This is a genomic window from Atribacter sp. (genome assembly GCF_035418125.1).
Lineage (GTDB): Bacteria > Atribacterota > Atribacteria > Atribacterales > Atribacteraceae > Atribacter > Atribacter allofermentans.
In genome coordinates this window covers 1-1,643 of the sequence record NZ_DAOLQM010000351.1, presented here as the reverse complement: position 1 = coordinate 1,643, position 1,643 = coordinate 1, and the positions used below count along the sequence as shown (strand labels likewise).

Sequence of the window (1,643 nt, the reverse complement as noted above, 5' to 3'; positions counted from 1 at the left end):
ACTGTGTCTTCCACTTTCAAGCTATTCTTGGTGTATGAAAGGGATTGTGACACAGCCTGATTGCGAGGAGCGCAGCGACGTGGCAATCTCATTTAGATTTTTTATAATAATGAAGAGATGAGATCCTCATGCGGGAAAGAACCGCTCAGGATGACGGATTAAAGGCACTCTCCCCGCCGGAAAACGGCACCCCTCCAAGGAGGGGAATTGTTGAATATATTCTTTATCTTTTGGTTTGATCACTTATCACTTATTCCTGTATTTTCAGGACAGAAAAGAGGTTTGACAATCTTACAAAATTTTTAAAAATTCACAAAAATTACTCTTTTAGAAAGAGAAGGGAGACTGAATAAATGGCTTTATTTTCATTTAAAAAACTTTTACATCACGCCTTACAAGAACACTATGCAATTGGAGCGTATACAACTTTTAATATGGAATATACCAGAGGACTGGTTGAAACTGCTCAGGAAAAACAATCACCAATGATTGTCATGTTCGGGACAGTCGAAACTGACTACGCTGGCATGGAGCGATTATGTTCTATTATTTTGCGAGAAATTAATTTAAGCAAGGTTCCGATTGGTCTCCATTTTGATCACGGCAATTCATTTGAAATAGTAATCAAAGCTATTGCTTCTGGCTTCAACTCGGTTATGTTTGATGGTTCCCATTTGCCCTACGAAGAAAACGTGGAAATTACCCGAGAAATAGTTCGAGTTGCCCATGCAGTTGATGTCGCTGTTGAAGCAGAATTAGGTTTGGTGGGAGGAATCGAAGGTGAATCAGATACCGAAGAATTGGACGCTGAAACCACTGGACTTACCGATCCAGACCAAGCTTTGGATTTTGTCAACAAAACCGGGATTGATGCCTTGGCAGTAGCCATCGGCACTGCCCATGGGTTATACCGGAAAAAACCTACCATCGATATTGAACGCTTGATAGCTATACGTAAAAAAGTCTCGGTTCCTCTGGTTTTACACGGCGGATCCGATACCCCTGAAGATAAGCTTCTTTCCTCTATTGATCATGGAATTGCCAAAATTAACATCAATAGTGATTTGAAAGCAGCCTTTACCAGATCCTTGAGGAGCTCACTATCAAATGCATCTGAAGATATCGCTTTTGAAAAACACCTTGCCCAGGCAACTACAGCTATGAAAAGGGCTCTTAGGCAAAAAATGGATCTTTTTCAGAGTTCAGGAAAGGCCTCAGGATTACTTACCAATTCTTTCTGAAATAGATTAATGTTTCTTAAAACGATACGAACTGATAATTAAAATAGTAACCCCCTCACCCTAATCCTCTCCTACCAAGGAGCGAGGGAAAAAAAACTAAAGAATTTATAGTTCCTTCTCTCTTGATGGGAGAAGGTGAGGATGAGGGTGAAAGTCCAGGATGAGATCCTGGTGGTTGGTTGCTCAATATGAGTTACCTATAAAAAATCATTCCGGTATTTTCAGGATAGACCCTCACGCTGCCTAGCAGCAACAGATGAAGATGAAACCCAAGATTCGACATACCATGGCAGGTCGCTACATTATATGAAGAACGGGCACAATACATTGTGCCCCTACAATTTTATATTCTTTGGTAGGGGCTTGATTTATCATGCCCGTTGGTTTTCAGGATAGACCCTC

1 protein-coding gene is annotated in these 1,643 nt (G+C 40.9%); it reads left to right on the top strand.

The window, feature by feature from the left end; translation table 11 throughout:
• Window positions 1–353 precede the first annotated feature (353 nt).
• The gene (locus tag PLK24_RS11310; protein WP_324479213.1) at window positions 354–1,241 is read left to right on the top strand and encodes a class II fructose-bisphosphate aldolase; all 888 of its coding nucleotides are present in this window, start codon (window positions 354–356) and stop codon (window positions 1,239–1,241) included.
• The last annotated feature ends 402 nt before the right edge of the window (window positions 1,242–1,643 follow it).